Source organism: Embleya sp. NPDC025285, from assembly GCF_055558835.1.
On sequence record NZ_JBVHLU010000001.1, the window covers coordinates 300,967 to 327,348 of the forward strand.

Consider the following 26,382-nt stretch of genomic DNA (forward strand, 5'->3'; position numbering starts at 1 on the left):
TCAGCCCACTTCCTGGTGCTCGGGCTCGGACGCGCCCAGATACGTGTCGCGTACCGCCTGGTCCGCCGCGATCTCGTCGGGCGTGCCGGTGGCCAGCAGTTGTCCGGACGCCAGCACCGTCACGGTGTCGGTGACCTCGCGCACCAGCGCGAAGTTGTGCTCGACCAGCACCATGGTCACCTCGGCCGGCAGCGCCTTGAGCACCGCGGCCAGCCGCTCGATGTCGGTGTCGGTCAGACCCGCGGCCGGCTCGTCCAGCAGCAGCAGCTTCGGATGGCCCGCGAGGGCCATCGCGATGTCGAGCAACCGCCGTGAGCCGTGCGAGAGTTCGCCGGCGTTCTCGTCCGCGCGGTCGGTCAGGCCGACGGTCTCCAGATGGGTCGCCGCCTCAGCCGCCAACGCGCGGTAGCGGGTGGGTCGCCACGCCGTGCCGGTGACCCGGGCGTGCCGCCACGCGGCCAGTGTCACGTTGTCCAGGACGGAGAGCGAGGGCACCACCGCGGGCTGTTGGAACGCGCGCGCGATGCCGATCCGGGAGCGGCGCGCCGGAGGCAGCCGGGTGATGTCGCGACCGGCGAACACGATGCTGCCCGAGGTCACCGGGATCGCGCCCGCGACCATGCCGAGCACGGTCGACTTGCCCGCGCCATTGGGACCGAGGAGCGCGTGCCGGGCACCGCGGCGCACGGTCAGATCCAGGCCGTCCACGGCCGCCAGCGCGCCGTAGCGGCGGGTCAGGCCGGTAATGGTGAGCAGCGCCTCCGGGTCGGCGACGGTTTCCGGCTTCGTGACCGGATCCGCCACCGCCTTCTCGGTTTCCCCCTCTTGCCCTTCCTTCTCCGCCGCTCCGCCGGCTCGGGCCAGGGCGCGCCACGCGGCGCGTGGGCCGCCCGCCGTCAATCCGACCAGGCCGCCCGGCAGCGTGTACACCGCGATCAGGAAGAGCACGCCCAGCAGCAGCGGGCCGTGCCCGGGCCAGGGACCGGAGAGCCAGTCCCTGGTGAACACGATCAGCGCCGCGCCGATCATCGCGCCGACCAGCGACGCGCCGCCGCCGATGACCACCGCGAGCAGCACCAGCGAGGAGGTGTCGAAGCCGATGTGCGCGGGCGAGATGTAGCGCTGCACCGAGATTAGCAACGCGCCGGCGACGCCCGCGAGCGCGCCGACCCCGATGTAGGTGACCGAGAGGTAGCGGGTCACCGGGTGGCCGGTCGCGCGCATCCGGGTCTCGTTCTCGCGCGCGCCGTCCAGCAGCAGACCGGCCGGCGAGCGCAGCACCAGCGCGGTGATCCCGATCACCACGAGCGTGGTGATCAGCACGTACCAGTAGGTGTCCACGTCGTCGACGAGGTCGCCCATGCCCCAGAAGGGCTCGATCGGCGGCACACCGGACTTGCCGTCGGTGCCGCCGGTGACCGACTTCCACTTCTCCGCGGCCGTGCGCACCAGTTCGCCGACGGCCAGGGTGATCATCAGCACCGTGACGCCGCGCGTGCGCACCACGATCGGCGCGGTGACCGCGTTGAACAGGGCGCCGGCCGCCGCCGCGACCAGGGTGTGCACGACGCCGATCCGCATGCCGTGCTCGGCCAGGATCGCCGCCGTGTAGCCGCCGACCGCGTACGGCGCGACCTGGCCCAGCGAGGGCAGTCCGGCGCCGCCGCCGAGCACCGCGACGCTGGCCGCGAGCACGCCCAGGGACAGCGCCTGGGACAGCAGGATCAGGGTGAACAGGCCGACCAGGTAGGGCGCCGCGAACAACCACACGATCGCGGCGACGGCCAAAATTCGGCCCACCAGGACCGCGCGCGGCGAGCGCAGCGCGGTGCGTGCGCGCAGGGCGAGGGTGGTCATACTCGGCTCCCCGTCGGGCCGAAGCGCGCGGTGCGCGCGATCAGCATCACGGCCATCGTGGCGAACAGCAGATAGGGCGCGAGATCGGGCATCAGCGTGACGCCGAGCGTCTGCACCTCGCCGACCAGGATCGCCGCCAACAGCGCACCGCCGACCGAACCCAGCCCGCCGATCACCACGACCAGCAGGGATTGCAGCAACACGGTGTTGGCCACCGACGTGGACGGGCCGATGATCGGCGCGCCCAGACCGCCCGCGAGGCCGGCCAGGGCGCCCGCGGCGATCAGTACGCCCGTGCGCACCCGGGCCGGCGAGATGCCGCCGGCCGCGAGCATCTCGGGGTCGTCCACCGACGCGCGCACGGCCGCGCCCACGCGGGTACGCGAGAGCACGTACCAGCCGGCGACCCCGAGCACGACCGCGACCACGATGAACGCGAGTCGGTAGCCCGGGTAGTTGTGGCCCAGGATCGACACCGGCTCCTCGAGTGCGCCGGGCACCGAGACCTGCGGGTCGTCCTTGCCGAACGTGGTGGTCAGCAGATCGCTGCCGACCAGCGCGACGCCGAAGGTCAGCATGGCCTGCGCCATATGACCTCTGCCGGCGATCGGCGCGGTCAGCGCCGCGAGCACCCCGCCACCGGCCGCGCCCGCCCCGATGCCCGCGAGCACCGCGAGAGCCAGACCCACCCACGAGCCGTCGGCGACGGCGGTCGCGGTGTAGGCGGCGAACGCGTAGAGCGTGCCGTGCGCGAGGTTGAGGACTCCACCCGAGCCGAAGGCCAGAGTCAGGCCCGCGGCCACGACGAACAGCAGCAGCCCGTAGGCCACTCCGTCCAGGGCGGGGATGAAATTGTCGTCGAACCAGCCCACGGCACGCTCCCTTTCGCTCCGAATCCGCCGCTAGCCGAGCGTGCCGAGTTCGCGGACCATCACGTTGCTCAGCGCGGTGCCGTCCTGCTTGACCTCACGCAGGTACCACTTCTGCACGGGAGCGTGCGTGTTCGGGTTGAACTCCCAGGACCCGCGCGGGCTGTCGACCTTGCCGGTCTTGGCGATCGCGGCGTTGACCGCCTCCGGGGTGACCTTGTCGCCCGCGGCGGCGATCGCCTTGTCCAGCACGGCGGCCGCGTCGTACATGGTCGCCGACATCATCGTCGGCAGCGTGTTGTACTTGCCCTGGTAGGCCGCGACGAACGAGCGGTTGGCCGGGATGTCCAGGGTGGGCGTGTAGTTGAGCGAGGTGAACACGCCCTTGGCGGCATCACCCTCGGCCCCGAGTACCGCGCCCTCGGTCAGGAAGCCCGCGGCGTACAGCGGGATGTCCTTGACGTCGGACTGCTTGTACTGCTTGACGAAGTTCACCGCGGCGGTGCCCGCGTAGAACGTGTAGACGGCCTTGGCGCCCGAGTTCTTGATCTCGGTGAAGTACGGCTGGAAGTTGGTCGTGGCCGGGAACGGCGTCCACTTGGTCTTGCCGTCCGGGTTCGCCAACTTGCCGCCGGCCTGATCGAAGGTCTTGGTGAAGCCGCCGAGCTGGTCCCAACCACCCTGGTAGTCCGGGCCGATCGCGTAGACCGAGCCGGCCACGTTCTCCTTGATGTACGGCGCCGCCGCCACACCCGGCTCCTCCGAGAGGTAGCTGGTGTGCCAGACGTAGTCCGGCTTGTCGATCTTGCCGGGGCGACCGACGGCGCCGATCATCGGCACCTTGTTGTCGTTGACGATCTGCACGTTGGCGGCCACCGTGGCCGCGTTGGACAGACCGACCACCGCGGTGACCTTGTCCTGCTTGATCAGCTTGGTGACCGAGGGCACCGAGGTCTGCGGGCCGTCGCCCTCGTCGGTGATCACGAGCTCGATCTTGTGCCCGCCGAGCTTGCCGCCGTGCTGGTCGAGGTAGGTCTGGAAGCCGTTCTGCAGGTCCGGGCCGAGCGACGCGTAGACACCGGTCAGCGGGATCGTCAGGCCGATCTTGATCGTGCCGGAGGACGACCCGCCCTTCTTGTCGTCCGCCGCGCTGCCGCTGCACGCGGTGGTGAAGGCGAGGGCGCCGGCGATCAGGCCGGCGGCGGTGACGCGGAACGTGCGTCGGGTTATGGGACTTGCCGGGGTCATGACGTGCTCCAGGGTGTGGACGTGGGAGAGCGATCGAGCAGAGGGAGGGCTGCGTCGGGAGGGACGCGAGAGTGCTTCGGTCAGCCCAGCGCGCCGCGCTGCACGTGCAGGAAGCGCTCGCGGGCGGCCGGGGTCAGCGCCGGGCCGACCTGGTTGATCAGCTCGGCCATCTCGAACGAGACCTGACCGATGTCGCACTCCCGCGAGGCCAGCACCAGCAGCGAGGCACCGTCGCTGACCTGCATCGAGAACATGAACGCGCCGTTCATCTCGGTCAGGTTGCTGGCCACCGGGTCGGTGCCGAACAGCCGTGCGGCACCGGCCAGCAGGCTGACCAGGCCGGACGCGACCGCGCCGAGCTGGTCGGCGCGGTCCTGCGGCAGCGAACTGGTGTTGGCCACCACGAGTCCGTCCGCGGAGACCGCGACGGCGTGCAGCACCTCGGGCACCCGGGTGGCGAAATCGTTGAGCAGCCAACTGAGATCGGCTGCGGTGGGGTGGGTCACGATCTCTCCTTGTGATCCGGTTCGCCGCCGCCGGGGCGGGGCGAGGGGGCGCGGCGGGCCCGGCTGTGCCCGATGCCCTGCGCGAAGGCGGACATGGCCGCGGACACCTGGCGGGCGTCCCGGCGGTCCGGCGTGTTGTTCGCCCGGGCGGGCGTTCCGGCCGAGCCGACCAGCGGCGCGGCGGGTGCGGCGGGGCTGCCCGGGTGCACGGTGGGAGTGTCCCGGCGAACCCGCAGCGGCAGGCCCGTGTTCGTGGTGCGGCCGGACTCCGTCGGTTCCGGAGCCGACGGCAGCGACCGTTCCGGACGCCGCTCGGGTTCGACCTGCGCCGGCGGGGCCGGCGGGGCGAGCGCGGGCGGGGTCGGGGCGGCGGGCACGGGCGGCCGAGAACCGGTGAAGCGCAGTCCCGAGGGCGCGGGTTCACGCGGTCCGGGAGCGCTCGCGTCGCTGACCGGTTGCGGCCGGGTGGGCGTGAACACGCTCGGCACCGGCTCGAACGGACCCGGGTCGGGATGGCCGCCGGCGCGCACGCCGACGTCCGGCGCCCGACCCGAGGGGGGCAGTTGCGCGACCTCGGCCTTGGGCACGCCGCGGTGCCGACCGGGGCGATCGCGGAAGACCACGATGTCCTCGGGCAGGCCGACCTCGGCGACCGTGCCGCCCTGCGGGCCCGGGGTCAGGGTGATCGTGATGCCGTAGCGCGTGGCCAGGTGGCCCGCCACGGTCAGACCCATCGCGCGCACCGCGTGCACGTCCAACTGGGCCGGCGACGCGAGGCGTTCGTTGAACCCGGCCAGTCGCTCCGGGGTGATGCCCACGCCGGAGTCGGTCACGGTCAGCACCGCGCCGTCGCCGCGACGGTTCGCCTGGAGCACCACCCAGGTCTCCGGACGGCTGAACTTGGTCGCGTTGTCCAGCAGTTCGGCGAGCAGGTGCGCGACGTCGTCGCGGGCCCGTCCGGCGATCAGGATGCGCGGGTCCACCGCGCCGGGGTCGACCCGGGTGAACCGTTCGATCCGGCCGATCGCCGCACGCGCGACGTCCAGGAGCAGCGCGTCCTCGCGCACGCGCGCGGTGCCCTCGCCGCCGAGCACCAGCAGACTGGTGTTGTTGCGGCCCATGCGCTGGACCAGGTGGTCGAGCGAGTACAGCCGCTTGAGCCGGTCCGGGTCGTGCTCGTGTGCCTCGGCCTCGTCGAGGACCTTGACCAGGCCGTCGGTGAGCCGCTGGTTGCGGCGGGCGAGCGCGACCAGCACGGTGGCGATACCGGCTCGCAGGACCGCCTGTTCGGCGGCGATGCGGACGGCGGCGGTGAAGACGGTGTTGAACGCCGAGCCCACCTCGGCGATCTCGTCCTTGCCGCGCACCTCGATGGGGGTCCCCGCGCGTTCGGCGATCTCGTCGGCGGTCGCGCCGTCGAGGGAACGCCCCTGCTGGAGCTTGGCGACCGCGTCCGGCAGACCGGTGTAGGCCACCTCGTGCGCGGTGTCGCGCAGGCGCAGCAGTTCGCGCGTCATCGGCCGGCCCAGGCGCAGCACCAGGATCACGGCGGCGGCCAGCGCGAGCAGCACCGCCGCGGCCTGTCCGATCGCCCACCAGCGTCGGCTGTCGCGTTCGTCGCTGACCGAGGACAGCACCGACGCGTCCACGCGTCGTTCGACGTCGCTGATCCGGGCGATCCGGTCGGCGGTCGCCTTGGTCCACACGTCCTGAGGGATCAGGATGGGTGTGTCCACCTTGGCCCGGGAGACGGCGTCCTCGAGCTGGTGGACGGCCAGGATCTCCGGGCCGGTCTGGGCGAGTTCCAGCCAGCCCAGCCACTCCTCGTCGGCGAGCGACTCGAAGGACGTCTCGCTCTCGTCGTAGCCGGTCCGGGTGGCCAGGATGTCCTGCTGTTGGGACGGCGAGATCCGGTTGGACGACAACGCGCGCAGGACCGCCGTCTGTTGTTGTCCCAGCCACTCCGTGGCGTGCGAGAGCGCGGCGGCGGCACGCAGGCGGTCCGAGTTGTCGGGGCCGGCGCCGCCGGCCTGGGCCACGCTGTCGCGGTAGTCGAGCGCGTCCGCGATCAGGATGCGGTAGCGGAAGACGACGGCGGTCAGCGAGGTGCCCTTGGGCGCCTGGACCTGCTCGCGCAGCGCGGTCAGGTCGGTCAGACCCGCGTCCAGCCTGCGCAGGCGTTCTTTGGTGTTGCCGGGGATCGAGCCGAGGTCCTTGCGCAACTTGCGGTAGCGCGTGGCGCTCTCGTCCGTCGCGGCGGTGCGCTGGTGGTACGTGACCAGCGCGTTGCTGCCGGCGTCCGGCCACAGCACCGCGGCGGCGGCCGCGCGTTCGCTCTGCAGGCGGTGCGCGAGCTCGCCCGCCTCCGCGGAGACCTTGGTCAGCGAGCGAAGGCGGTTCGCGTCGAGGGCCTCGCCGGTCGTGGTGGACACGGCGAGTCCCGCGGACCCCACCATCACGGTGAGGGGCACGGCGACGAGCAGGACGAGCTTCCGAGTGATGTTCAGGTCGTCCACCACCAGGTCGGTGCCGGGGTGGAGCGAGGCAGGGATACGGAGTCGAGTATTCCGCTTGTCAAGTACGTCATTTTCCCGATGATTCGCACTTTCCGGTCTTGCGCTTTCGGTGACGCGGATCGCGTCCTATTCCGTGCACGACGGGCAGAGCCTAGCGGCATTCGCACGTGTGCTCGCAGTGGCCGGTGGGTAATGCATCGCGCGCCCCGCATACGGCGGCGAATGTTGACATCCGTAAGTTAACTCTGCGAAGGAATATGCATGGTCGGTCATGGCAATACACGGACGCATATCACCTGATTTGGCTCCGACTTCTCCCGTCGGACGTCTTTATCCGTATTTTGACCCCCATCTCCAAGTGCCCGTTTGCCAACCATTCGTTGGGATATACCGGATCGTTGCCCTCCGGTTTCGAAGTGTCGACCAACCGGATAGTCGACCCCGACTGCCTAGACTGAGCCGAGACCGATCCCGGCGGACCGAATTGGGAGAGTCACATGCAGCGCCGACGCGCCCTGGCTTTTTTCCTGGCCGTGCCGATCGCCGCCGCCGCGGGGACGGCCGTATGGGTCACCGACTCGTCCTCCTCCGACGGCAACCCCGGGACCGACCCGGGCGCGGCCCCGGGCTCGGGCGCACCGGACCCCGGTGGTGCCGAGCCCGGCGCCGCCGAGGCCGGTGAGCCGCCGCCCGGACCACTCGCCGCCGACGCCCGAGGACTGGTCCCGATCCCGATCGAGGCGCTCGGCGCCCAGGGCGCGGGCTGGACGCTGTCCCGGGACACCAGGGTGCGGGCCGCGACCGAGGCCGCGCGGGCGGTCGCCGAGGTGGTCGCCGCCGAACTGCGCACCGCCACCGGCCTGCCCCTGCCCGTGGTGGTCGATGCCCGCGCCCACGCCGGAACCGACCTGTCCCTGGTGCCGGACCCGCCCGGGACGACGCCGGCGGACCGGCCGGCCGGCGACGAGGCGTACGCGTTGACCGTGACCGCGGGCGGCGCCACGATCCGCGCGAGCGCTCCGGCCGGCCTGTATCGAGGCGCCCAGACGTTGCGCCAACTGGTCCCGGCCCGGGCACCGTTCGAACTGCGTCCCGCCGTGGTCCGGGACGCGCCGCGGTATCCGTACCGGGGCATCATGATCGACCTGGCCCGGCACTTCTATCCGCCCGCCGAGATGCGCCGACTGATCGACCACATCGCCGCCTACAAGTTCAACCACCTGCACCTGCACCTGACCGACGACCAGGGCTGGCGGATCGCGATCGAGGGCCGACCCCGACTCACCGGAATCGGCGCCTCGACCCAGGTCGGCGGCGGGCCGGGCGGCTTCTGGACGGCGGCCGACTACCAGGGGGTGATCGGCTACGCGGCCGAGCGCTTCATCACCGTGGTGCCCGAGATCGACATGCCCGGACACACCAACGCGGCGATCGTGGCCTACCCGGAACTGGCGTGCGACGGACGCAAGTACGCCCCCTACACCGGTACCCAGGTCGGCTTCTCCGCGCTGTGCGTGGACGGCGAGGCGACCTACACCTTCCTCGACGAGGTGCTCGGCCGGCTCGCCGAACTCACCCCGGGCCCCTACCTGCACATCGGCGGCGACGAGACGCACACCCTCAAGCCCGCGCAGTACCGGGCGTTCATGGCCCGCGCGCAGCCGATCGTGGCCAGGCACGGCAAGCAACTCATCGCATGGCACCAACTCGCCGCGGGCGACCCGGTGCCCGGCGCGATCATCGAGTACTGGGGCGCGTCCAAGCAGGACGCGGCCGCGGTCGCGGCCGCCGCGCGGGCCGGGCACAAGGTGGTGATGGCCCCGGCCGACCACGCCTACCTGGACATGAAGTACGCCGGGGGCGAGCGGCTCGGGGTGACCTGGGCGGGCACCGTGGATGTGCGCACGTCCTACGACTGGGAACCCTCGACGCACCTGCCGGGGCTGCCCGCGGACGCGGTGCTCGGGGTCGAGGGCGCGTTGTGGGGCGAGACGATCAAGAGCGTCGCGGACGCCGAGTATCTGCTCTTCCCACGGATCGCGGCGGTCGCCGAGGCGGCCTGGTCCCGGCCGGAGCGGCGCGACTGGGCGGACTTCAGGACCCGGATCGGCACGCACGAGGCGCGGTGGCAGGCGCGGGGGATCAACTACGCGCGGAAGTTGTCCTGACGCGGGCGCCCGGCGTGGGTGGGTTCGGCCCTCGGGGCCTGTGCCCGGGGTCTGTGCTCGGGGCTGGTGCCCGGGGCCTGTGCTCGGGCCTGTGCTCCGGTTCGGGCTCGTACCTCGTGCCCACACCCCGTGCCCGGGCCCACCTCGGATCCGTGCTCGGGCCCGTCCTCGGATCCGTGCCGGGTACCGGTCCGCCGATCGGATCGATCGGCGGACCGGTACCCGGGCACGGAGCACTCAGCGGCGGACCGCCCCCGCGGTGAGCGCGATGATCGCGACCAGCACCGCCGGAATGGCCAACGCCGTGGTCAGGCTGGTGTGGTGGGCGATGAAGCCGATCATCGGCGGGCCCGCGAGCAGCCCGATGTAGGCGATGCCGGTCACCCGCGAGATGGCCCACGCGGCGGGCACTCCCGGGGTGTTGCCGGCCGCGCTGAACGTCACCGGTGCGACCGGGGCCACCCCGACGCCGAACAGCGTGAAGCCGAGCACCGAGACCGCCGGCCACGGCGTGGCCAACGCGAGCGTCATGCCGAGCGCGCCGATCAGCGCGCCCACCCGCAACACCGCGACCGGGCCGAACCGTTCCACCACCCGGTCACCGGCGAACCGGCCCGCGGCCATCGCCACCGACATGCCCGCGAAGCCCAACCCGGCGACACCCGGCGAACTGTCCAGCGTCTCGCGCAGATGTACGCCGCTCCAGTCCGCCACCGCACCCTCGCCGACGAACGAGCACAGCCCGATCAGCGCGAGCAACACCACGGCGCGATAGCCCGCGAGCAACCGGAGCAGACCACCGCCCGCGGCCGGCGCGGCCGGTCGCGCCGGATCCGCCGGCTCGACCGGCGCGTGTACATGCGGGTCGTCCGCGACGCCCAGCAACGCACGCGAACCCGCCCATACGGCCAGTGCGAGCACCACCGCCATCACCGACAGATGCACCCGGGGAGTGATCCCCAGGGCAGCCGCGCCGGATCCGACGAGCGCGCCGAACAGCCCGCCGAGGCTGTAACCGCCGTGCAGGCTGTTCATGATCGGGCGGCGCAAGTGCTGCTCGATCGCCACGCCCTGCGCGTTCACCGCGACATCGGTGAAGCCCATCAGCATGCCCAAAACCAGCAGGCCCACCGCCAACGAGGGCAGGTCCCACGCGAACGCCGGCAGGAGCAGCGCCAGACAGCCGCCGATCACCGACACCCGCGCGACCCGCTTGCTGCCCCATCGCCCGGCGGCGGTACCCGCGAGTTGCACCGCCACCAGCGCGCCGACCGGCGAGCCGAGCAGGGCCAGCCCCAACTGGGCGTCGTCGAGTTCCAGATCCTCCTTGAACTGCGGGATCCGGGCCAGGAAGTCCGCGACCGCGGCGCTGAACGCGAAGAACACGAACAGCGCGGCCAGTCGCGCACCGCGCAACCGCTCGGCGGAGAGTTCCCGGGTCGTTCCCCCCGAGACGCTCACACCGCGCAGGAGCCGTCGGCGCACGCGTCGCCGTCGCCCGCGGGCGCGGCCGACTCGGCGCTTTGACCCCGCACCTGCTCCAGGACCTGGAGGAACGTGGACGCCTCCTGCGCGCCCTGGACCGCCCACTTGCCCTCGAACACGAACGTCGGCACCGCGGTGACGCCCATCTCCCGCGCCTCGGCGATCTCGCGCCGGACCTCGTCGGTGCCCTCGTCGGACGCGAGGAAGGCGACCACGCGGTCCCGGTCCAGGCCGGCCTCGACCGCGAACTCGGTCAACCGGTCGTGGTCGGCGACGTTCTCGCCCTCGGTGAAGTACGCCGCGAGCAGCCGGTCCTTGAGCGCGGCCTGGGCCGCCGGACCGAACTCGGTGAGCGCGAGCCACAACACCCGGTGCGCGGTCAGCGTGTTCACCGCCAGGGCCTGGGTGAAGTCGAAGGTGATGCCCTCGCCGGCGCCCACGTCGGCGAGCCGCGCGTTCATCCCGTCGAGGTTCGCCGCGCCGAACTTCGCGGCCAGTCGCTCGCGCAGCGGCGCCGGCTCGGCCGGAGTGGTGGGGTCCAGCTCGTAGGGACGGTACGTGACCTGGATGTCCTCGGCGCCCGGGAACGCCGCGAGCGCGCGCTCGAAGCGCCGCTTCCCGACGTAGCACCACGGGCACGCGATATCGCTGTAGATCTCGACCTTCACTTGCTCTCCAGCTTCCTTGCTCGGTGGTCGGGGGCACGCGACGCTCGGCGGCGGCGTCCCGGGACGCACGGGATCGAAGACACGCCCTGGGGCGATACAAAGGACGGACGTACCGACGGTCACGGCGGCGGACGCACCGGATGTGAAACATACGTGCAGGCGCCAAACATTCCCCAACCGGCCGTATCGCCGCCGGGGACCCGGGCGTAATCTGACCGCTGCTCGTCGTCCGTCACCCGGAACGCATGCCGTGCCCGCGCGGCGTCACCTGCCCGAGGAGTCCTCGTGGACCAGATAACCCAGTACAGGCGCGCCGTCGACGCCTTCCGTCCGCTGCTCGCCGAGGTCGGCGACGAACAGCTGGGGCTCGAGTGTCCGTGTGATCAGTGGGACGTACGAGGTCTGCTCACGCATGCCACCGGCGCGCAGCGCGGTCTGGCGGCGGCCCTGGCCGGGCCCACCGAGCCGGTTTCCGAGGATCCCCGGGAGGACTTCGAGGCGGTCGTCGAGACGATGCTCGCGACCTTCACCCCGGAGCGGATCGCCGCGGCGATCAAGACCCCGTTCGGCGAGCAGAGCGGCGGCTTCCTGCTCGGCCTGGCCACCGGCGACATCTTCGTGCACGCGTGGGACCTGGCCCGCGCCCTGGGCAAGCCGACCGATCTGGACCCCGAGCTCGCCGAGGTGCTCCTGGAGCGCATGCGCAAGACCCTGCCGGACGCCGCGCGCGGGGAGGGTCGCGCGTTCGGCCCGGAGCAGCCGGTCGCCGCGGACGCGCCGCCCGCCGACCGGCTCGCCGCGTTCACCGGCCGCGCGGTGAACTGACCCCGAATCGCCCGCCGGGCCCGGGACATCCCGGACAAGCCCTACCGGACGCGGCACCTGACGGCTCGTCAGGCTGCGCACGGGGTGGTCGGCGGTGTATGCACGTCAACGCACACCCCCAGTCGATCGGGAGTATCGATGAGCACGTCGCAGCACGATCACGGCCGGATGGATCCGCCTCGCGTCCAGGAGGTGGCCGACGGAGCGTACGCGTACATCCAGCCGGACGGCACCTGGTGGATCAACAACACCGGGTTCCTGGTCGGTCCGGAGGGCGTCGTCGCGATCGACGGCTGTGCCACCGAGGCCCGGACCCGCACTTTCCTGGAGACGATCGCGAAGCACACCGACGCCCCGGTGCGCACGCTGATCAACACCCACCACCACGGCGACCACACGAACGGGAACTACCTGTTCGAGTCGGCCACCATCGTGGCGCACGAGAACACCCGGACCGAGATCCTGAATCTGGGGATCATGGAGGTCGAATCGATCTGGCCGGGCGTCGGCTGGGGCGGAGTGCGCGCGGTCCCGCCGTTCCTGACCTTCACCGACGGCGTCACCGTGTACGCGGGCGATCTGCGCGCGCAGGTACGGCACTTCGGCGCCGCGCACACCTCGAACGACTCGGTGGTGTGGCTCGAGGAGCAGGGCGTCCTGTACACCGGCGACCTGATCTTCAACGGCGGCACTCCGTTCCTGCTGATGGGCTCGCCCGCCGGCTACCTCGAAGTGCTGGAGCGGGTGAAGCAGTTGGGCGCCACCACGCTGGTTCCCGGACACGGCGAGGTGTGTGGTCCGGAGCAGATCGACTACGCGATCGGGTACACGAACTTCGTGCTGGAGACCGCGCGCAAGGGGCTTGACGCGGGGCTGGACCCGTTGAGCGTGGCGCGCGAGACGGACCTCGGCGAGTATGCGGCGTTGTCCGACCCGGAGCGGATCGTGGGCAACCTGCATCGTGCGTACGCGGAGTTGAACGGGGTCGAGCGGGCGGGGGCGATCGACATATACGGCGCGCTCGGGGACATGGTGACGTTCAACGACGGCAAGCCGCTCTCTTGCTTCGCGTGACGGGGTTGGCCGACCTGCGGTTTCGCTTCGCGTGACGGGGGTTGGTCGACCTGCGGTCCGGTGGCCTCAAGCGCCGGCCGGGCTGGTGTGCTCAAGCGCCGCACGGGCTATGTGGCCTCAAGCGCCGGCCGGGCTGAGTGGCCTCAAGCGCCGGCCGGGCTGGGTTGGTCGGCCGAGTTGGATGTGGTCGGTTGCGGGCGGGTTGGGTGGTTGTGGGAGCGCCGGTTGGGCTGTGGGGTGGCCTGGCCGGCGCTTTTGGTGGGTTTCCGGTGGGTGGAAGGTTGGGGGGTGGGGCGGGGGGTGGGCGCATAGCTTCGGGGGGTCGGGGTGGTGGGTGATCGGAGATGGCGTGGACAAGGTGGTCGGTACGGCCGAGGCGGCGGTGGCGGATATCGGGGACGGGGCCTCGATCGCGGTCGGCGGGTTCGGGCTGTGTGGGATTCCCTCGGTGCTGATCGGGGCCCTGTACGCGCAGGGCGCCGGCGATCTGCGGGTCGTCTCCAACAACTGCGGCGTGGACCGATGGGGACTCGGCATCCTGCTGCACGCCGGGCGCATCTCGCGCGCGACCGGCAGCTATGTCGGTGAGAACAAGGAGTTCGCCCGGCAGTACCTGTCCGGTGAGATCGAGCTCGAACTCACCCCGCAGGGCACGCTCGCCGAACGGCTGCGGGCCGGTGGGTGCGGCATTCCGGCCTTCTTCACCCCGGCCGGCGTCGGTACCCAGGTGGCCGAGGGCGGTCTGCCGTGGCGCTACGACGCGGCCGGCGCGGTCGTGGTGGCCTCGCCGAGGAAGGAGGTGCGGGTCTTCGACGGGGTCGAGTACGTCCTGGAGGAGTCGATCACCACCGACTACGCGCTGGTCCGGGCGGCCCGGGGCGATCGGCACGGCAATCTGGTGTTCGACAAGTCGGCGCGCAACTTCAACCCGCTCGCCGCGATGGCCGGGCGGATCACCGTCGCCGAGGTCGAGGAACTGGTCGAACCGGGCGAACTCGACCCGGACGAGGTGCACCTGCCCGGCGTGTTCGTGCAACGGGTCGTGGTCCTGAGCGCGGCCCAGGCCGCCGAGAAGCAGATCGAGAAGACCACGATCACCGCGCCGGCGGCGCGGGGGACGGTGCGCGACTGATGGCCTGGACCAGGGACGAGATGGCCGCGCGGGCGGCGGCCGAGCTGGCCGACGGGTCGTACGTGAACCTCGGCATCGGGCTGCCCACGCTGGTGCCCAACCACATCCCGGCCGGCGTGCACGTGGTGCTGCACTCGGAGAACGGGCTGCTCGGAGTGGGGCCCTACCCGCGCGAGGACGAGGTCGACGCGGACCTGATCAACGCCGGCAAGGAGACCGTCACGGTCCTGCCGGGTGCCTCGTTCTTCGATTCGGCGCTGTCCTTCGGGATGATCCGAGGCGGTCACATCGACGCCGCGATCCTGGGCGCGATGCAGGTCAGCGCGGTGGGCGACCTGGCGAACTGGACCATCCCCGGCAAGATGATCAAGGGCATGGGCGGCGCGATGGACCTCGTGCACGGCGCCCGTCGGGTGATCGTGCTGATGGAGCACGTGTCCCGGAAGGGCGAGCACAAGATCGTCGAGACGTGTTCGCTGCCGCTCACCGGCAGGCGCTGCGTCCAGCGCGTGGTCACCGACCTCGCGGTGATCGACGTCACCGACCGCGGCCTGCTCCTGGTCGAGACGGCCCCCGACGTCACCGAGGACGAGGTGCGCGCGAAGACCGGCGCGAAGTTGCTGTCCTGACACGGTGGGCCGACCCCTGTGGCTCTGTGATCATGTGGCGATGATCATGGGGCAGTGATCATTTACCTGTGATCATTCAGCGATACCGACGCCGCGTCGCCGGTGCTCGGCACGTATCGGAACAGGGAGCAATCGCATGAAGTTCGCCACCTTCGACCTGGCCGGCTCGACCCGTTGCGGAGTCGTGGCCGGTGCGGGCGACGCCGTCGTGCACCCGCTGCCGGTGGGCGTCACGCTGCTCGGCCTGATCGAGCGCGGCGCCGAGGAATTGCGCGCGGCGGGCGAGCGGGCTCTGTCGGAGCCGGCGGTCGCGCTCCCCGAGGTGCGGCTGCTGCCGCCGCTACAGCCGCCCACCGTCCGCGACTTCGTGGCGTTCGAGGAACACGTCGAGGGCGTCGCGGTCACCGTGCAGGGCCCGGACGCGACCGTGGTGCCGGAGTGGTACGAGCTGCCCACCTTCTACTTCACCAACCCCTACGCGATCATCGGCCCGAGCGACGTGGTGCCGATGCCGCCCGGGTCGAACGTGCTCGACTTCGAGTTGGAGGTCGGCATCGTGATCGGCCGCGCGGGCAAGGACCTGACGGTCGAGCAGGCGGCGGAGCACATCATCGGCTACACCATCTTCAACGACTGGTCGGCGCGCGACCTCCAGGCCCGTGAGATGCGGGTGGGCCTGGGTCCGTGCAAGGGCAAGGACACCGCGACCACGCTCGGCCCGTGGCTGGTGACCGCCGACGAGTTCGAGGTCCACCGGGACGCGGACGGCTTCCTGGACGTGGCCATGCGCGCGTCGGTCAACGGCGTCGAGGTCGGCCGGGACTCACTGGTCAACATGGGCTGGCCGCCCGCCGAACTGGTCGCCTACGCGTCGCGTGGCACCTGGGTCCGACCCGGTGACGTACTGGGCACCGGCACCTGCGGCAATGGCGGTTGCCTGGGTGAACTGTGGGGTCTGGGACGCGAGTTGCCGCCGCTGCGACCGGGCGACACGGTCGCGCTCACGGTCGAGGGAATCGGCACGCTGACCAACACCGTGGTCGAGGGCGCCGCACCGCGAGCGATCCCGGCCGCGCGCAAGCGCCCGCGCACCCGCAAGGAGTCCTTCGACGCGTGAGGCCGCGGCCTCCCCGGCCTCCCGGCACTCGGTCGGCGGGTGCTCGTTCGCTCAGCCGTTCAGATAGGCGAGTACGGCGAGCACCCGTCGATGCCCCGCGTCGTCGGGGGCCAGCCCGAGCTTCGCGAAGATGTTGCGGATGTGCTTGTTCACCGCGCCCTCGCTGATCACCAGAAGCCGGCCGATGTCCGTGTTCGACCTGCCCTCCGCCATCAGTGCGAGCACCTCGCGCTCGCGGGGGGTCAGTTCACGCAGCGGGTCGTCGGAGCGGCGCCGGACCAGGAGTTGGGCCACCACCTCGGGATCCATCACCGTGCCGCCCGCCGCCACCCGACGCAGCGCGTCGGCGAACTCGTCGACGTCGCCCACCCGTTGCTTGAGCAGATAGCCGGTCGCCCCCTTGCCGTCGGCGAGCAACTCCGCGGCGTACCGGTCCTCGACATAGGCGGACAACACCAGCACGGGCAGCCCGGGCCGGCGCCGCCGGGCCTCGATCGCGGCCCGCAGCCCCTCGTCGCGAAAGTCCGGCGGCAGTCGCACGTCGACGACCGTGACGTCCGGGCCGTGCGCCGCGACGGCGGCCAGGAAGTCGGCGCCGTTGTCGACCGCCGCCGCGACCTCGAAGCCCTCACCGGTCAGCAGCAGGACCAGGCCCTCGCGCAGCAGCGCGTCGTCCTCCGCGATCACCACCCGCACGGCAACTCCGCGCGCAGTCGGGTCGGTCCGCCGACCGGGCTGTGCACACTCAACCGGCCGTCCAGCGCGGCCGCGCGCCGCCTGATGCCGACCAGGCCGCTGCCCGCGTGCTCGTCCGCGCCACCGCGCCCGTCGTCCTCGACCTCGATCACCAGCGTGTCCTCCTCGCGGGTCAGCCGGACCTCGACGTGTGCGGCGCGGCTGTGCTTGGCCACATTGTTCAACGCCTCGGCGACGACGAAGTACGCGGCCGTCTCCACCGCGGCCGGTGTGCGGGTCAGCCCGGCGGTGTGCACGACGCAGGGCACCGGACAGCGGGCGGCCAAGGCCGAGACGGCGCCGTCCAGGCCGCGTTCGGCCAGGATCGGCGGGTGGATGCCGCGCACCACGTCGCGCAACTCGTCCAGTGCGTCGCCGGCCGCCCGTCGAGCGCGTCGGACCAGCGGCAGCGCCTGCTCCGGATCGCGTTCCAGGGCCCGTTCGATCAGCCCGAGATGCAGCACCACGGCGAGCAGTCGGTTCTGCGTACCGTCGTGCAGATCCCGTTCGATCCGCCGCAGTTCGGCGCCGTGCGCGTCCAGTGCGGCGGCTCGGCTCGCGGTGACCTCGGCCAGCCGCTCGACCACCGACCCGTCCGGCGGGGTGAGCAGCGGCCGGGTCAGCCGGGCCTGGCCGCGCAGCAGCGGTGCGGCCAGGGCGACCGCGAGCACCGCGACCGCCGCGCCGATCGGGAGCATCGCCGCGGCCTTCCACCACGAATCGACCGCGAAGCCGACGCCGGACGGCGCCCGACCCGGCACGGCCCACCACCACAGCGGCATGGTGAGGTTGTTGACGGCGCTGACGGTCAGGCCGAGGCCGAGCACGGCGGCGAGGGTTCCGCTCAGGCCGTGTACCGGAAGCCACAGCAGGTCCCGTCGGCCGGCGGGGTCGGTCAGCGCGATGCGCGCGCGGGTGAGCAGGGGGCCGTCGAGGGGGCGATAGTGCTCGGGCACCGGTGGGCCGCCGAGCACGACGCCCACCCGACGGCGTTCGGCGCCGGCCAGTCGCCGCACCCCGCGCAGCAGCGGGGTCAGCAGGGGCAGGCCGAAGCCGGCGACGTACAGGCACGCGCACATGAGGACCACGGGCAGCGCGAGCAGGGCGAGGAGGCCGGTGCCGCCGGCTCGCGCGAGCAGACCCAGCCGGGTGGGCAGGCCGCGAAGCGCGGCGCGGGCTGCGGGCAGGCCGGAGAGTGCGGCTCGCCCTGTGGGGAGCGCGGCGCGTGCTTCGGGCGGTTCGGGTTTCGTGTGCACCGCTCGACCCCTTTCCTGGGCTCGTTCGATGGTCTCCGCCGCCGCGCGCGAGAGGTAGCCGAGCCGCGGGTGTCCCGATGGTGGTGCGCGCACCACCATCGGAACGGGCGCGTGCGGGCTGCCGGGACACCGCTACGAAATCCTACGTTTGTGCAGGTCGGCGGCTCACCCGGAGCGGTCGGCGGCAACGACGAAGGAGTCGACCGTGAGCGACCGATCCTCCCGACCGCGTCCGGCGCTGCGTCCGCCGTGGTCCTGGCTGCTGCTGTTGCTCGTCGTCGGCGTGGTCGTGAACGTACTGATCACGGTGTGACGGGCGGTGCCGCGGACCTGCCCTCCATCCGGTGTGCGCGCCCCAGTTCCAGCACCCACACCAGCAGTGCCAGCGCCCCGAAGGCCGCGCCCAGTGCGCACACCGCGAGCCAGCCGGCCGCCGCGTACAGGGTGGTCGAGGCGATCGCGCCGCCCGCGCTGCCGATCGAGTAGAAGATCATGTAGCCGCCGATCAGCCGGCTGCCGGCGTCCGGGCGCAGCGGGTGGATCAACGTCTGGCTGGTCACGTGCACCGCCTGTACGGCGAGGTCGAGCACGATGGTGCCCAGGACCAGTGCCCACAGCGACTGGCGGGTGAAGGCGAGGGGCAGCCAGGACAGGGTGAGCAGCACGAGCGCGATTCCGGTGACCCGGTTCGCGTGTCCTCGGTCGCTCAGCCGCCCGGCCGGGATCGCGCCGAGCGCCCCGGCCGCGCCCGCCAGGCCGAAGGCGCCGATCGCGGTGTGCGACAGCGACAGCGGCGGCTCGCTCAACGGGAGCGCGACGCTGCTCCACAGGGTGCTGAAGGCGGCGAAGATCAGCAGCGCGAAGAGCGCGCGGACCCGGAAGAGGCGTTCCTCGACGAACAGCGTCACCGTCGAGACGAGCAGCTTGCGATAGGACGGTGGCGCCTTGCGGTCGGACGGCGGCGTGTCGACGGAAGCGGGCACCCGATCGTCGCGCCGACGCGGAAGCACTCGGTACAGCGTCCCGGCCAGCGCCAGGGTCAGCGCGGCGAAGCCGAGGTACACCGCGCGCCAGCCCGCCAGGTCGGCCACCGTGCCGGAGACCGTTCGGGCGAGCAGAATGCCGGTGACCACGCCGCTGGTCACCGAACCGACGACGCGACCGCGTTCGGCCGGCGCGGCCAGTGCGGCGGCGTAGGCGACGACCGCCTGGGTGACCACCGCGAGCAGGCCCACGGCGATCATCGCGACGAACAGCGATGCGGCGTTGCCGGCCAGCCCGACACCGGCCAACGCGGCGGCCAGCAGCGCGAATTGGCCGACGAGCAGCCGGCGACGGTCGACCAGGTCGCCGAGCGGGACCAGCAGGAACAGGCCGAATCCGTAGCCGACCTGGGTCAGCGTGACCACGACCCCGACGGTGCCTGCGGCGAGGCCGAGGTCGTGCCCCATGGTCACCAGGAGCGGTTGGGCGAGGTAGACGTTCGCGACGGCGACGCCGGCGGCGATCGCGAAGACGAGGGTGAGCGCACGGGAGAGCGAGCCGGATCCGGCGGTCGACGCGGTGCCCACGGCTTCCCGGATTCGCGCGCCGGTTCGGGCTTCGGTCCCCTTCCCTGTTCCCGCGTCGGTTCCCTTCCCGGTGCGCGCTTCGGTCCTCTCCGCGGTGCTGTGTTCGTTCCGCTCCTCGGTGTGCTCCGGCACGTCGTGCTCGGCTGCCATGTCCCGCCCCTCGTGCATCTGGTTGCAAATTGCCACCAGATGCACGCTAGACGAGCTTGGTAGCATGTTGCAACCAGGGTGATGGTGGGTGATCGCCCGGCAGGAGAGGACGAGGCATGGTGCAGCGCACGCGGTTCGACGACAGCACGTGTCCGGTGGCCCGGTCCGTGGACGCGATCGGCGACTGGTGGTCGCTGCTGATCGTGCGCGACGCGTTCGACGGGAGCCGGCGGTTCGGCGAGTTCCAGCGCAGCCTGGGCGTGGCCAAGAACATCCTGACCGCACGACTGCGCGCGCTGGTGGCCGGCGGGATCATGGAGGTGGTGCCCGCGTCGGACGGCAGCGCCTACGGCGAGTACGTGCTGACCGCCAAGGGCCGCGACCTGTTCACCGTGATCGTCGCTCTGCGGCAGTGGGGCGAGGCGCACTGGTTCGAGCCGGCCGAGCCGCAGTCCAGCCTGCTGGACCGCCGCGACGGCCGGCCGCTGCGGGCGCTCGAGGTGCACGCCGCGGACGGCCGGCGGATCCGGCCGGAGGATACCGAGGTGCGCAAGGTCGAATGAGCCGCGAGCGGCCCGGGGCCGCGTGAGCCGCGAGCGCCCCGGGACCGCGATCGACCTACCGCGCGGGCGCCGCCACCAGGCCGAGGCGGGTCAGCAGTTCGAAGAACAACCGCTCGACGAACGGATCCCGCTTCAGGGCCAACAATTCCACGACGGGCTCGGGCCGCACCTGGTACCCGGCCGCCGCGGCCCACCGGACCGCGGCCTCCGCGACGCGCGGCCGATCCTCCTCCAGCCACGCGGCGGCCTCGTCCCGGACCCGGGCGAAGTCGCCCCGCCCGCCCGCGCGTTCCCACCGGTCCTGGGCCAACCGCGAGGCGGCGGTGCCGGGGTCGAGCCAGCCCTCCCAGAAGTGCGTCCCGCTCAGCCCCTGGACGTGCGCGACATCGCTCTCGAACACGCCGCAGACCAGTACGGGAGAGCCGGTCCGGGCGGCCAAGTCGGTCAGCCACGGCCCCTGGAAGGCGTACGGATCCTCGAAGTGCCGCACGTGCACCGCACGCCAGCCGTCGAGGTAGGACCACTCGCCGTAGACCGGATGTCCGCTTCCGCCGACGAAGGGGGCCAGGTCCGTCAACGGCGTCTGTGCGCGTAATACGACGATGTCCCCGTTGAATCCCATGGCCCACCCCTTCGGTCGCGATGTCCGTCGGGGTTCAACGTAGATACCGCGTCCGACAACCGACCGGGTGTCAGGTCCGCGCCTCGGGGACCTGCTCCACGGCGCTCGTACCGCTGCCCGGCCTGGACTCCCACTCCCAGCTCTCCTCCAGCCGGATCCGCCCGTCCGGCAACACGACCACGGCACTGAGGCAGTGCCCCGAAGCGGTGGCGCCGGACCGGTTGAGCTGCGTGTAGCGGAAGTCCAGCGTGTCCGCTTCGCGAGTGCCGATCAGGTGGCCCCGCACGATGTCGCCGCCGCTGTACTCGGCCCAGACCACGCCGTCGCGCTCGTGGTACGTGAAGAACGTGGAAGCGTCCACCTCGCCGTGCTCGGGACGATCGAGCGGGGCGAAGCCGAGTCCATCCAGGGACGGTGCGGGCATGGTGCGTACCTCCGACGGGCGTGTGCGGTCGGGTATGCGACGCGCGACGGGTACCCGGTGTCGGCGCCGGGCACCGCGCGTGCGGTACTCGGCTCCGGGCGTGCGATGCGGCGCTCGGACGCGAGCAGCGTAGACGCGGGGCGCCTGGATCGACGTCCTCCACCCGGAGGATTCGACGGCCCCGGCCTACGTCGCGGGGAGGCCCTGCCAGCGCCACTTGCCGACCCGGCGCGGGTGACCGGGGAGTTCGGTACGGCCGGTGCACCACAACAGGGTGGGCCAGGCGTCGAAACCGGTCGGCGCGTCGGGGAACATCCGTGCCAGCACGCGGGCGCAGATCTGCGGATCGGGCCGGTAGGCCAGGTCGAGCCCGGCCGCCAGGTCGTGCATGTGGACCATGACCTCGATCATGCCCATTCCCGCGAAGCCGTCCGGGTCGGAGATCCCGTACGGATGGAACGCGCGGGCCGAGTCGGGCCGGGTGGCCACCATGGCGGTGAGGAGCGCCCCGCCGGCCCGGACCGCGTGCAGGATCTCGGCCGGCGTCGCGTCGGCGTCGGCCTCGATGTCCACCGGGAGGTAGTCGTCCATCCGGCCCGACGCGATCTGGCCGGCGTACACGTACAGATCGCCGACGATGTGGACCAGGGTGTAACGACAGTCCCATTCCAATTCGCCCGCCGGGCGTGACCAGTCCCGTTCGCTCTCGGTTGCCTCGGTCAACACCGCGACGGCGTGTGCGACCGTCGATTCCACGTCCTGTGCAGCCTGTGATCCCATTCGGCGATTTATACCGGGGCGGGTGCGAAGGCGCATGTCCATTCGGTGAGGATGGTGGTTCTGCCGGCCACCGCGTCCCCGGAGAGCATCATGACCACCGCCACCACGACCGCGACCATCGTGCCGATGCGTGCCGAGCACGCCGACCAGGTGCTCGCGATCTATCAGCTCGGCATCGACGGCGGGGACGCCACCTTCCAGGAGAGCGCGCCGGACTGGGCCGAATTCGACGCGGGCAAACTGCCCGAGCACCGCTTCGTCGCGCTCGACGGGGCGACCGGCACGGTGCTGGGTTGGGTGGCCGCGAGCCCGACGTCCAAGCGCGCGGTCTATCGCGGTGTGGTGGAGACCTCTGTCTACGTCCATCCCGACGCGGCGGGCCGGGGAGTGGGCCGCGCCCTGTTGAGCGCGCAGATCGCCTCGACCGAGGCGGCCGGCGTGTGGACCATCCAGGCCGGCGTCTTCCCGGAGAACACCGGCAGCCTCGCCCTGCACGCGGCTCTGGGCTTCCGCACCATCGGCACCCGCGAGCGGGTCGGCCGGCACCACGGCCGCTGGCGCGATGTCATCCTCCTGGAACGCCGCAGTCCGACGGTGGACTGAGCGGACGCGCGCTTGAGGGTCGAGGCGGGTCGCGGGCCAGAGGTGTCCCCGGACCGCGGCGGGTCGAGCGGGGTGCGCACGCTTCCGGACCGCGGTGGGTCGAGCGGGGCGCGCACGGCTCCGTGCCGCGGGTGGTTCGAGCGGGGCGCGCACGGCTCCGGACCGCGGCGGGTCGAGCAGGACGTGCATCCGACGGATCGCGGTCGGCAGGGCGCGCCCTTCGAGGAGTGTCCTCGACGCGCCCACGATCGCCGCTCGCGCCCGTCTCCGCGCCCGGCGACCGCCGTCGTCAAACGTCCGACGGGTCGTCAGATCCCAGGCCCGCTATGCCTTGACCTCTTCGGCGCGCGGTGAATAATCGACATCGTTGTAGTGATCAAGGATGTGGAAGTTCGGCTTGGGGTGGGCCGGTCCGGTGCGCGGCGAACACACCTCGCGGCGGGCCGTCCGCCCGGAACGAGGAGACGGTACATGCGCGCGATCCTGCACACCGCCACGGGCGCCGAGATCCGGGACGATGTCACCGTACGTGACCCGGAGGCCGGTGAGGTTCTGGTACGGATCGTCGCGACCGGGGTCTGCCACAGCGACGTCAGCGTGCTGGAGGGCGTCATCGAGTGGCCCACGCCGTCCGTGCTCGGGCACGAGGGCGCCGGGATCGTGGAGAAGGTCGGCGCGGGCGTCGGTACGGTCGCGCCCGGCGACCACGTGGTGATCACCACGATCGCCGCGTGCGGGATGTGTCGGCACTGCCAGACCGGCCACCCCAATCGTTGCCGCCAGACGCTGGGCAACCGGGGCACGCCGTTCGCGATCGGCGACGAGCCGGTGTGGAACTTCGCCGGTGCGTCCACCTTCGCCGAGCTCACCCTGGTCAAGGAAATCCAGTGCGTGACCATCCCGAAGGACGTGCCGCTGACCTCCGCGTGCCTGGTGCCGTGCGGCGTGGTCACCGGCTCGGGCGCGGTGCTCAACCGGGCGAACGTACTGCCCGGTCAGACCGCGGCCGTGATCGGCCTCGGCGGCGTCGGCCTGTCCGCCGTCCAGGCGCTCCGGCTCAAGGGCGCCGGCCGCGTGGTCGGCATCGACACCGTGCCCGGCAAGTTCGAACTGGCCGGCAAGTTCGGCGCGACCGACTTCGTCAAGTCCGGGAAGGACGTGGACGTCGCGGACGAGATCCGCACCCTGTTCCCGTACAGCGACGAGGTCAAAGTCGGCGTATTCGGCGCGGGCGGCGTGGACTGGATCTTCGAGTGCACCGGCATCCCGTCGGTACTGGAGAACGCCATGGAGGCCCTGGACTGGGGCGGCACGCTGATCGCCGTCGGCCAGCCCGCGCAGACCGCGACCGCCAACATCCGGATCGCCAACCTGCTCCAGTGCGACCGGGGCATCCTGGGCACGCGCGCAGGCGGGGTGCGTCCGCACGAGGACATCCGGGCGATCGTCGAGCTGTACCGCCAGGGCAAGTTCGACCTGGACGCGCTGGTCTCCAAGGTCTATCCCGCCGACGGCTTCCACGACGTGCTCGACGACATGCACAACGGCCGGATCGCGCGCGGCGTCATCGCGTTCTGAGGCCCGCCCGGCCCGGATCGACCGGCCGGATCGCCGATCCGACCGGCCCGCCCGCCGGTTGCGGATCGCCGATCCGGCCGGCCCGCCCGCCGGTTGCGGATCGCCGATCCGGCCGGCCGCCCGAGAGGACCGCCGACCCATGACGGACGACACCCGACCCGGTACGGACGAGCCGGTGCCCGCCGCCGGGAACTGGGGCCGCTGGGGCCCCGAGGACGAGCGCGGGGCGCTCAACCTGATCGAACCGGCGGGCGTCCGGGCCGCCGCGCACGAGATTCGGACCGGGCGCTCGTACTCGCTCGCGCTGCCCATCACGCGCGGCAACCAGCCCGCCTTCGACTTCCGCGGCTCACCGCAGCGGCTCACCCTGGTCAGCCAGACCGACGCGATGTTCGAGGGGTTCGAGGGCGGTGACGACGTCGGCTCGAACGAGGACGTGCTGATCATCCCGTCGCACAACCTCACGCACATGGACGCGCTGTGCCACGTGCAGGCCAAGGGCCGCTTCTACAACGGCTTCCCGGCCGAGACGTTCCGCTCGCACACCGGCGCCGGCCGCTGCGGGATCGACAAGCTCGGCGCCTTCGCGACTCGGGCGGTGCTGTTGGACCTGCCTCGGTACTTCGATATGCAGTATTTGGAGGGCGGATACAAGATCACCGGCGCCGACCTGGCCGGTTGCGCCGAGCGACAGGGCGTCGAGGTCCGCCCCGGCGACGTGCTGCTGGTCCGCACCGGCTACCTCGACGAGTACCGCGCCATCACGGCCTCGGGCCGCGAACCGTCGTTCGCGCAGCCGGGCCTGTCGCTCGACGCGGTGGAGTACGTCCGGGCGCGGGACATCAGCGTCGTGGGCGCGGACAACAGTGCGATCGAGTGCATTCCGTTCGACGATCGGTTCCTGTCGGTACACATCGCGTTGCTGGTCGAATCGGGAGTCCCGCTTCTCGAACACCTGTGGTTGAGCGAGCTCGCCGAGGCGATGGCGGAGGAGGGCGCCTATTCGTGCCTGCTGTGTGTCGCGCCGCTTCCGGTCACCGGCGCAACGGGTAGCCCCATCAATCCGGTTGCCATTGTCTGATCGTCTGACGACTGACATAGTCCATGGGCAGGTCGTCTCGGTCTCGTTTCCTCCGTCGGGACCGAGGCGACCGCTTAGCCGAGTCGCTTAGGCCCGCCGCCGGGCCGCAGAAAGCAACATGTGTGATCACACATGATCGCGGGTGCGTCGCGTACGTATCGCAGACCCCGCTCCTCGGCTCTCCGTGAGCCTTCCCTGGATGTGAAGCCCCGTTCGCGGGTTCGCAATGCCGAACCTTTAGTCGCGGTGTACAACCCAACCCGACCCGGCTTCGAAATCCGGCCCGAGATATGCACGTTATCGCACAGTATTAAATTGACGCAGTCAAGGACTGCTATCATGGTCGGGTGAACTCCACCGAAAACGTCGAAGCGATCCAGCGGGCGCTGGAGGCCCTGCTTCGGCGCCACGCCAGCCGCCGAGTGTACGCGGGCCAGGCCGCCGCGGCGGGCGCGACCATCTCGCAGCCCGCCTATGTGCTGCTGCGCCGAATCGAGAAGCAAGGTCCGCTCCCCATGGGGGAGTTGGCGCGCATGACCAACATGGACCCGGGCGCCACCGCCCGCCAGGTGGGCCAACTGGAGCGGGACGGCTACGTACGGCGCTCGCCCAGCCCGGACGACGGGCGGGTCAGCCTCGTCTCGCTGACGCCGCGCGGCGACTCGGTCCGGCGCCGGCTCAACGACGTCATGGATCGGCGGATGAGCGAGATGCTCGACCGCTGGAGCGACACGGACCGCGAGACGTTCGCCACCCTGTTGCAGCGATTCGTCGAGGAGATGGCAGAGGGCGAGATTCCCGCCGCCGTCGAGGACCCCGCCGTCTGAGCACGACCGACGCCTTCGGGTGGCGTGCCTGACAATTCGTCATACCCCAAATTGCCGGAGCTTCTCGTTGCGAGAAGCCCCGGCAATTTGCGTGAGCC

At 71.6% G+C, this 26,382-nt stretch carries 24 protein-coding genes; 11 read left to right on the top strand and 13 right to left on the bottom strand.

Features of this window, described 5'->3' with window-relative positions:
* From ACZ4FV_RS01215 to ACZ4FV_RS01235, 5 genes are all read right to left on the bottom strand, one after another.
* Complete coding sequence (locus ACZ4FV_RS01215) at positions 1 to 1,857, bottom strand: branched-chain amino acid ABC transporter ATP-binding protein/permease (protein ID WP_402229155.1); 1,857 nt, start codon at positions 1,855 to 1,857, stop codon at positions 1 to 3.
* A complete protein-coding gene (locus ACZ4FV_RS01220; protein ID WP_395859724.1) occupies positions 1,854 to 2,729 on the bottom strand; it encodes a branched-chain amino acid ABC transporter permease in 876 nt (291 codons plus the stop codon). Before ACZ4FV_RS01220 ends, ACZ4FV_RS01215 begins: the two co-directional genes overlap by 4 nt.
* A 30-nt stretch (positions 2,730 to 2,759) precedes the next feature.
* Complete coding sequence (locus ACZ4FV_RS01225; protein WP_395859723.1) at positions 2,760 to 3,974, bottom strand: ABC transporter substrate-binding protein; 1,215 nt, start codon at positions 3,972 to 3,974, stop codon at positions 2,760 to 2,762.
* A gap of 80 nt (positions 3,975 to 4,054) precedes the next feature.
* Positions 4,055 to 4,480, bottom strand: coding sequence for a roadblock/LC7 domain-containing protein (locus ACZ4FV_RS01230; protein WP_360314312.1), 426 nt, complete (start codon positions 4,478 to 4,480; stop codon positions 4,055 to 4,057).
* Complete coding sequence (locus ACZ4FV_RS01235) at positions 4,477 to 6,996, bottom strand: sensor histidine kinase (RefSeq protein WP_395859722.1); 2,520 nt, start codon at positions 6,994 to 6,996, stop codon at positions 4,477 to 4,479. The genes ACZ4FV_RS01230 and ACZ4FV_RS01235 overlap by 4 nt, the downstream gene beginning before the upstream one ends.
* Positions 6,997 to 7,493: 497 nt before the next feature.
* Between ACZ4FV_RS01235 and ACZ4FV_RS01240 the strand changes: the two genes are divergently transcribed.
* Entirely contained in the window at positions 7,494 to 9,164 is a 1,671-nt protein-coding gene (locus tag ACZ4FV_RS01240; protein WP_402229150.1) for a family 20 glycosylhydrolase, read from the top strand.
* 237 nt (positions 9,165 to 9,401) lie between these two features.
* Here ACZ4FV_RS01240 and ACZ4FV_RS01245 read toward each other — a convergent pair whose 3' ends face one another.
* Together ACZ4FV_RS01245 and ACZ4FV_RS01250 are read right to left on the bottom strand one after the other, a co-directional pair.
* On the bottom strand, positions 9,402 to 10,625 hold the full coding sequence (locus tag ACZ4FV_RS01245) for an MFS transporter (protein WP_395859719.1): 1,224 nt from the start codon (positions 10,623 to 10,625) through the stop codon (positions 9,402 to 9,404).
* Complete coding sequence (locus tag ACZ4FV_RS01250) at positions 10,622 to 11,317, bottom strand: DsbA family oxidoreductase (protein ID WP_395859718.1); 696 nt, start codon at positions 11,315 to 11,317, stop codon at positions 10,622 to 10,624. The genes ACZ4FV_RS01245 and ACZ4FV_RS01250 overlap by 4 nt, the downstream gene beginning before the upstream one ends.
* Positions 11,318 to 11,602: 285 nt before the next feature.
* On the opposite strand from ACZ4FV_RS01250, the gene ACZ4FV_RS01255 reads away from it, so the two are divergent.
* The 5 genes from ACZ4FV_RS01255 (at position 11,603) to ACZ4FV_RS01275 (ending at position 16,094) form a co-directional block, all read left to right on the top strand.
* Positions 11,603 to 12,142, top strand: coding sequence for a TIGR03086 family metal-binding protein (locus ACZ4FV_RS01255; RefSeq protein ID WP_395859717.1), 540 nt, complete (start codon positions 11,603 to 11,605; stop codon positions 12,140 to 12,142).
* Positions 12,143 to 12,280: 138 nt separating this feature from the next.
* The gene (locus ACZ4FV_RS01260; RefSeq protein WP_395859716.1) at positions 12,281 to 13,216 is read left to right on the top strand and encodes an MBL fold metallo-hydrolase; all 936 of its coding nucleotides are present in this window, start codon (positions 12,281 to 12,283) and stop codon (positions 13,214 to 13,216) included.
* Positions 13,217 to 13,565: 349 nt separating this feature from the next.
* On the top strand, positions 13,566 to 14,348 hold the full coding sequence (locus tag ACZ4FV_RS01265) for a CoA transferase subunit A (protein WP_395859714.1): 783 nt from the start codon (positions 13,566 to 13,568) through the stop codon (positions 14,346 to 14,348).
* Positions 14,348 to 14,977 (top strand): 3-oxoacid CoA-transferase subunit B, encoded by a 630-nt coding sequence (locus ACZ4FV_RS01270; protein ID WP_395859713.1) that lies wholly within the window; start codon positions 14,348 to 14,350, stop codon positions 14,975 to 14,977. Before ACZ4FV_RS01265 ends, ACZ4FV_RS01270 begins: the two co-directional genes overlap by 1 nt.
* A gap of 136 nt (positions 14,978 to 15,113) precedes the next feature.
* Positions 15,114 to 16,094, top strand: a complete 981-nt coding sequence (locus ACZ4FV_RS01275; protein WP_465321551.1) for a fumarylacetoacetate hydrolase family protein — start codon at positions 15,114 to 15,116, stop codon at positions 16,092 to 16,094.
* 51 nt (positions 16,095 to 16,145) lie between these two features.
* On the opposite strand, the gene ACZ4FV_RS01280 is transcribed toward ACZ4FV_RS01275, so the two are convergent.
* The 3 genes from ACZ4FV_RS01280 to ACZ4FV_RS01290 form a co-directional block, all read right to left on the bottom strand.
* Entirely contained in the window at positions 16,146 to 16,790 is a 645-nt protein-coding gene (locus ACZ4FV_RS01280) for a response regulator (protein WP_395859711.1), read from the bottom strand.
* Positions 16,778 to 18,085 carry a sensor histidine kinase gene (locus ACZ4FV_RS01285; RefSeq protein ID WP_465321553.1) on the bottom strand — a complete coding sequence of 436 codons (1,308 nt, stop codon included), beginning with the start codon at positions 18,083 to 18,085 and terminating at the stop codon, positions 16,778 to 16,780. Before ACZ4FV_RS01285 ends, ACZ4FV_RS01280 begins: the two co-directional genes overlap by 13 nt.
* Positions 18,086 to 18,387: 302 nt before the next feature.
* The gene (locus ACZ4FV_RS01290) at positions 18,388 to 19,842 is read right to left on the bottom strand and encodes an MFS transporter (RefSeq protein ID WP_465321554.1); all 1,455 of its coding nucleotides are present in this window, start codon (positions 19,840 to 19,842) and stop codon (positions 18,388 to 18,390) included.
* 80 nt (positions 19,843 to 19,922) lie between these two features.
* Here ACZ4FV_RS01290 and ACZ4FV_RS01295 point away from each other — a divergent pair, with 80 nt between their 5' ends.
* Positions 19,923 to 20,369, top strand: a complete 447-nt coding sequence (locus tag ACZ4FV_RS01295) for a winged helix-turn-helix transcriptional regulator (protein WP_402229137.1) — start codon at positions 19,923 to 19,925, stop codon at positions 20,367 to 20,369.
* 55 nt (positions 20,370 to 20,424) lie between these two features.
* On the opposite strand, the gene ACZ4FV_RS01300 is transcribed toward ACZ4FV_RS01295, so the two are convergent.
* From ACZ4FV_RS01300 to ACZ4FV_RS01310, 3 genes are all read right to left on the bottom strand, one after another.
* Positions 20,425 to 20,991 (bottom strand): hypothetical protein, encoded by a 567-nt coding sequence (locus tag ACZ4FV_RS01300; RefSeq protein WP_465321555.1) that lies wholly within the window; start codon positions 20,989 to 20,991, stop codon positions 20,425 to 20,427.
* A gap of 70 nt (positions 20,992 to 21,061) precedes the next feature.
* Positions 21,062 to 21,415, bottom strand: coding sequence for an avidin-fold protein (locus ACZ4FV_RS01305; protein ID WP_465321556.1), 354 nt, complete (start codon positions 21,413 to 21,415; stop codon positions 21,062 to 21,064).
* Positions 21,416 to 21,601: 186 nt separating this feature from the next.
* Positions 21,602 to 22,195 (bottom strand): maleylpyruvate isomerase N-terminal domain-containing protein, encoded by a 594-nt coding sequence (locus tag ACZ4FV_RS01310; RefSeq protein WP_395859704.1) that lies wholly within the window; start codon positions 22,193 to 22,195, stop codon positions 21,602 to 21,604.
* A gap of 90 nt (positions 22,196 to 22,285) precedes the next feature.
* On the opposite strand from ACZ4FV_RS01310, the gene ACZ4FV_RS01315 reads away from it, so the two are divergent.
* From ACZ4FV_RS01315 to ACZ4FV_RS01330, 4 genes are all read left to right on the top strand, one after another.
* Complete coding sequence (locus tag ACZ4FV_RS01315) at positions 22,286 to 22,798, top strand: GNAT family N-acetyltransferase (RefSeq protein ID WP_395859913.1); 513 nt, start codon at positions 22,286 to 22,288, stop codon at positions 22,796 to 22,798.
* A gap of 471 nt (positions 22,799 to 23,269) precedes the next feature.
* Positions 23,270 to 24,376 (top strand): alcohol dehydrogenase catalytic domain-containing protein, encoded by a 1,107-nt coding sequence (locus ACZ4FV_RS01320; protein WP_395859703.1) that lies wholly within the window; start codon positions 23,270 to 23,272, stop codon positions 24,374 to 24,376.
* Between the two features lie 139 nt (positions 24,377 to 24,515).
* Complete coding sequence (locus ACZ4FV_RS01325; RefSeq protein ID WP_465321558.1) at positions 24,516 to 25,457, top strand: cyclase family protein; 942 nt, start codon at positions 24,516 to 24,518, stop codon at positions 25,455 to 25,457.
* 347 nt (positions 25,458 to 25,804) lie between these two features.
* Positions 25,805 to 26,284 (top strand): MarR family winged helix-turn-helix transcriptional regulator, encoded by a 480-nt coding sequence (locus ACZ4FV_RS01330; RefSeq protein WP_395859701.1) that lies wholly within the window; start codon positions 25,805 to 25,807, stop codon positions 26,282 to 26,284.
* The last annotated feature ends 98 nt before the right edge of the window (positions 26,285 to 26,382 follow it).